This is a genomic window from Niastella sp., from assembly GCF_045805085.1.
In the GTDB taxonomy this organism is placed as follows: domain Bacteria; phylum Bacteroidota; class Bacteroidia; order Chitinophagales; family Chitinophagaceae; genus Niastella.
Genome location: NZ_JBJMLX010000222.1, coordinates 1 through 5,328 on the forward strand (window position 1 = coordinate 1; position 5,328 = coordinate 5,328).

Below are 5,328 nucleotides of genomic sequence, written 5' to 3' on the forward strand. Positions count from 1 at the left end.
GTCATAAATTTTGTTTATCAGGATTATAATTGCCCGACTGCCTGTTTTCTTATCCGGCTTAATATTTCTTTAGTTATATCAAAATCTAACAGCGAGATTCTAGGCGGGAACAAGGTACGAAAAGCTAAGGATTATCTCGTTTTTGCCGCTACCCTTATAAATGACATTTCCATTTTTAAAAAAATACGGTACTTAAGAACTGCAATATCGCATAACGCTATTTAAATTTGTCGAATGAAAAATATAGATACCTCAGAAGTTTTTAAAGGGGTTAATTTATCAGATGCTGAAAGGACACTGATTGCGCATCGCAGAAAGCATCCTGAAAACCATTGTTGAGATTGCCCCAAGAGTGATGTAAAGCAAATAGTGGAGGGGGCTTACTAAAATCGTTCTGCACTAATCGACCTGAAATTATCTCAGAAATGCGCTTTATTACCTGACACGCACAACCGCTTACGCAAAAGCAAGTGCCAATGCTAGAACACAACTGACACACCATTACGATCAAGCACAACGAAACTCGCTTAAAACGCCTAAAACAACCTTCAGGCACACGCTTCCTCCACCCTTTTTGACACACGCTTTGACTCTTTGGCTCCGGATGATACATAGTTAACCCGGAATACAACGTTTTAAATAAGTGATATACTATAATGAGATCCCCTTTTTATCAAAATAGATTTCTTCTCCTGTGATAATTGATTTTCCGTGAGAGATAATTACTTTTTGCCGGTGATAATTTAAAAACGGAGGGTTATAATTTTTTTTTCGCCGGCAATAGTTTAAAAACGGTGGGCTATACTTTAATTCTTTTCAATTATAGCTCATTTTTGTGCGAGAAAATTATTTTATCCCGGGAGAGAGTTACTTTTTAATCAGAGAAAGTTCAATATGCTTCCAAGTAAGTTTATTTCTCCCGCAAATACATCCTTTTCCCCCATAATTAATTTTATTTCGGAATTGTAGCATTATTTTGTCGACACTCCCGACCTTTTTTACTGTAACTAAGTATAAAATGGCTGATACTCACCCTTTATTCCGGTCATTTCACTTTTTTAAGAAAAAAAATTGCTTTTGGCGCCGATTCTACATTATAAACGAAGAGAAAGTGATTAGCTCGCTTGTTTTTTAACTTATCTCCAGGAAAAATATACTTATTGAGAGGGAAAAAGAGATTACAAAGATGATTTTATAATTATAATGGTAAACAATATACTTATAATGCAATCAACTTACTTATTAACCGATCTTCAGTATAGTATCAGAACTCATTGTTTACTTTATTTTTTCAAAAATGTAACGCATCATTTCCTTGTCTATAGTGCTCATTTCTACCAGCTTCAAGGACTTTACCATTTTTAGGGTGGTTGTTTTATAATGCAGGAAGTGTGGCGTTTGCAAATGAGATTGGTATGCATCCTTGTTGGCATAAATTTCTACGATCCGCATCTGCGTTGGGTTATCCAGCTGATACATCGGAAATATGCTGAGCACGCCAGCCTCTGTTTTCACAGAGATGGCCGCATTCTCCCTTAGTATGTTTTTATACTCCTCCAGGTATTCAGGATTAATTTCTATTTCTGCCATGCGAACCATCATGTTGGACGATACAACAGGCGCAAGCGGTTTATTTAGTATTTTTCTTACCGAATTGGCCTGCGTGATGTTGGTTGTTTTTTCAATGAGATCCGCCAACTCAACAAGCTGGCTTTCCATGATGCCTGTATTTTTTCCTATATTAATATGCGACTGCAATTGTGCTTCCACGCCGGTCATGGATGCCAAAGCGGCTATTGTTACAAATTCCCGCTGCTGATAAGTGAGTACATCACTTGCGAAGATATCGGCAAACAAATGCTCTTTCAGAAAAGCATCGATGCGCGGTGCAAATTCGCCAAAACCTGGTGCAGGTTTTCTTTGTGGCGTTTTGGTCAATTCTTCCAACACTTTTCTTCCTTGTTCATATTTATCAGATACTTTATTTTCTACCACTACTTTCTTTCCTTCAACATCCTTAATGCCTTTGGCTTTTCGATCGTCCAAAACGACATTAAATGTGTTGAGAGCATTCAGGCTCCGCGGAAAACCGCAGTAAGCATAGAGTTGAACCAACGCTTCTTTTATTTCGTTGATAGTTAATCCTGCATTCAAACTGCTATCCAACTCTGCTTTGAACAGGTCAGAACCGGTTGCCGTATAAGATGCAATCTTTATAAGCCCTTGTTGTTGTGCATTCAGTATTGTACCGTTTTGTGCATTCATTATTGAACTTGTTAAGGTGAACACAATAAGTATGAACAGGCATTTCCAATTGTTTGATTTCATAGCATCTGTTTTTCACGGTTAGCATCCTTATATATCTCGTCCGTAAATAGTTCTTAGTATTATTGCCGCATTTTATGAGTTTTCAATAGTTTTTATGCATTTTGCGGGAATACCTGCTACAACTGTATTGGCAGGCACATTTTTGGTTACTATAGCGCCGGCAGCTACTACGGCATTGGGGCCCACAGTGATCCCCGGAAGGATGGTGGCGCCGGCGCCGATCCAAACATTTTGCCCGATGTGAATTTTCCCTGGAAGCAGCGAGTGTCTTTCTTCAGGCGATAGTGGATGGCCTTCAGACAATAATTTTACTCCGGGACCAATCAATACATTGTCTTCAGTGGTAATACCGCCCAATGTCAGAAAAGTACAATCGAAATTGATGAATACATTTTTGCCAATGCTTAAATGCCTGCCATAATTGATATAAATGGGGGGGAATACGCTAACGGATCCATCGATCATAGTACCGGTAATTTCACTCAGTATTTTTCTGATTTCGTCGGGGTTGGAAGAATTGTTCAACCGTTGAGTGAGTTGAATGGTAGCATACGAAGCTTTCTGCAACTCTATGCGCAGTGGATCATTCGATTCGATGGTTTTACCTTTCAATAAATGATCAAAAATTGTATTTCCCGAATTGTTCATCTGGTATTCTTTTGATCAAGTAAAGTTAAAACTACCACAAGTCATAATAGTGACACTATTGACGCCAATAATGTCAAATATCACTTATCTTGGCAGTAAATGAAGCAAGAAAAACGTCCCCGTATTTTATTGTTGGAGATTAAGAAAGAAAAAGACTTCCCGATAAATTTTTACAGGAAGTATCACACGCATTTGTATTGCCACAAGGGGCGTATTCAATTTTTATTCAACGACCAGTTGATGGAATGCCAGCGTGGGCATTTTGCATTTTGGTTTGCCGAAAGCAGGTTGTCGGGGTTAGTTTTTTCAAAGGATTTTAAAGCCACTGTGCTTTTAGTGGAAAAAGAATTTTTAGTGAATAATGTTCCTGACCAAAGCTGGAGCATCAATGCACAACTGCATTCGAGGGTATATCCGGTAAAAACGGGTATCACGAAGCAAGACAAAGAAAAGATACTTACCAATTTTAATAGACTGAACGAACGTTTTTTAGAGATCAATCACCGTTTTTATGAAGAAGCATTGAAACTGCAAATGCAACTCTTCATATTGGAAATGTGGAATACGTTTGCCAACGAATATGAGCAACGCAAACATAGCCTGCAAACGGGAACGCTATACGAGCGATTCATGCAATTGTTGCAGCAGCATTGTATGCAGCATCGTGAAGTACAGTTTTACAGCAACAAATTGAACATTACCCCAAAATACCTGAATCACTTGTCCAAGATCCATTCCGGTATTACTGCATCCGAATGGATACAACGTTATGCCAAAGAGCGCATCATTATTTTACTCCAAAACAAAAACCTGAATATTTCAGAAATAGCGGATGAAATGGAGTTTAGCAGCCGTTCATTTTTTACCCGTTATGTAAAAAAATTATTGGGAGTAACGCCCGGGGGATATAGAGACAGATTGAGGTAAATAAAAAAGAGCATGAAGCACTTACTAAAAAGCCCCGTAACGTTGATTTACGGGGCTTTTTATTTTTCGTAAAAAATGGTCACTTTTGAACAAGATGGAGTAAGTCCCTGGCAGGAACTGACTTTATAATACCGTCCTTATCTCTAATCACCAACTCCTCATTATTTTTAGCGCTGGTTTCCACAAGCTTTTTAATGGCTTTTTTCATACCATCCAAAATTTTTTCGGAGAATTCATCCAGGTAGATATCTTTATCTTCCATAAAATTTCTTTGCTCTAAAAATATACTCCAAAGTTCGGAATTTAATATCATATTATCTTCTTTCGTGGATCCTCTTGCAATAATGTTTGGTTCTGCATTCATATTGTCAACCACGATCCAATTATCGACAACTGGAGCATATAAATTCAACAAATTAGATATTCCCCTGTAATACCTCCGTTCCACAACTTCATCTGGAATATTATGGCCGCCCATACTCACTCTTTTAGCCACCCGTTGTTTTGCAAAATCGGGTGAAATCAACCAAAAGTAGAGCAGGGTAATTTTATAACCATTTGTTCTGGCTTGTTTTATTAATGCCACATAGCTTCGGGTAGATAAAGTGGTTTCAAATGCAAAATCTTCTTTTCCTTCCATTAATTGCTGAATTCGTTGAAGCATGAGCCTACCCGCTTCAAAGGCCACACTTTCTACATTAAAAGGAGAAAGCCCTGCAGCTATACTATCCGCATTTACAAATTCTTTTACATGTAAGATTTCTGGTAATATGGTAAAGCTGGCGGTGGTTTTACCGGCTCCATTACAACCGGCTATTATGTATAAATTGGGCATTTAGCGGATTCTTTTCTAATCTGTGAATATACAGATGATCTTTGGATGTACCGAAAACAATCTGATAAAAATGCTTCTGTACTTAACACCCAATCACCCCTTTTTGAAAACCTCTGCAAACCCCTTTGCAAAATCTTCGGTTTTTATTTTTCCCATTACTACAGGCTTATGCCGTTCATAATCCTCGCGCAACGCACCACTGTGCGCACTGGCGCCCATTTCAACAAACTTTTCGATCACATGTGACGGCATTCCCTGCTTTTCCATACCCTCGAGCATTTGTTCATTGGTCAGTGTTATCCATTTCAGATCAGGTTTGCCTATAGCGATTCCTATAATACCGGCCACTTCATTAGCAGTATGTTCGTCGCTTACCACGTAGCGTATTTTCTTACCGGTAGCCCGGGCTTCAATTTCTTCTACCACAGCCGCCGCAATGTCTGTTGGATGAACCAGGATCAACTTATCATCACCTCCATAGTTTGCCGCCAAAAAGCCTGCCCCTTTTATCATATCTATAAATCTGTACAAATTGGTATAGAAAAATCCAGCCCGCAAATGCGTAACGCTAACATTAGGCAGCTCATTCA

The 5,328-nt window shown here is 38.7% G+C and carries 4 protein-coding genes and 1 pseudogene; 1 reads left to right on the top strand and 4 read right to left on the bottom strand.

All coding sequences use genetic code 11. The features are described 5' to 3' along the window. Nucleotides 1–1,278: 1,278 nt before the first annotated feature. Nucleotides 1,279–2,328, bottom strand: coding sequence for a carboxymuconolactone decarboxylase family protein (locus ACJ751_RS11485; protein WP_407745638.1), 1,050 nt, complete (start codon nt 2,326–2,328; stop codon nt 1,279–1,281). A gap of 72 nt (nt 2,329–2,400) precedes the next feature. Continuing rightward, nucleotides 2,401–2,976: a sugar O-acetyltransferase gene (locus ACJ751_RS11490; RefSeq protein ID WP_407745639.1), complete on the bottom strand. Its 576-nt coding sequence runs from the start codon at nt 2,974–2,976 to the stop codon at nt 2,401–2,403. A 99-nt stretch (nt 2,977–3,075) separates the two neighbouring features. On the opposite strand from ACJ751_RS11490, the gene ACJ751_RS11495 reads away from it, so the two are divergent. Continuing rightward, complete coding sequence (locus tag ACJ751_RS11495; RefSeq protein ID WP_407745640.1) at nt 3,076–3,903, top strand: helix-turn-helix domain-containing protein; 828 nt, start codon at nt 3,076–3,078, stop codon at nt 3,901–3,903. Nucleotides 3,904–3,982: 79 nt separating this feature from the next. Here ACJ751_RS11495 and ACJ751_RS11500 read toward each other — a convergent pair whose 3' ends face one another. Together ACJ751_RS11500 and ACJ751_RS11505 are read right to left on the bottom strand one after the other, a co-directional pair. Beyond that, a complete protein-coding gene (locus ACJ751_RS11500) occupies nt 3,983–4,738 on the bottom strand; it encodes a zeta toxin family protein (protein WP_407745641.1) in 756 nt (251 codons plus the stop codon). Between the two features lie 93 nt (nt 4,739–4,831). Continuing rightward, nucleotides 4,832–5,328, bottom strand: a pseudogene (locus ACJ751_RS11505) (NAD-dependent dehydratase); the annotation flags it as partial.

What these genes read in the sequence shown, in the direction of transcription:
- ACJ751_RS11495 (WP_407745640.1), top strand. Translation starts at nt 3,076, where the DNA reads ATGAAGCAAGAAAAACGTCCCCGTATTTTATTGTTGGAGATTAAGAAA.
- ACJ751_RS11490 (WP_407745639.1), bottom strand. Translation starts at nt 2,976, where the DNA reads ATGAACAATTCGGGAAATACAATTTTTGATCATTTATTGAAAGGTAAA.
- ACJ751_RS11485 (WP_407745638.1), bottom strand. Translation starts at nt 2,328, where the DNA reads ATGAAATCAAACAATTGGAAATGCCTGTTCATACTTATTGTGTTCACC.
- ACJ751_RS11500 (WP_407745641.1), bottom strand. Translation starts at nt 4,738, where the DNA reads ATGCCCAATTTATACATAATAGCCGGTTGTAATGGAGCCGGTAAAACC.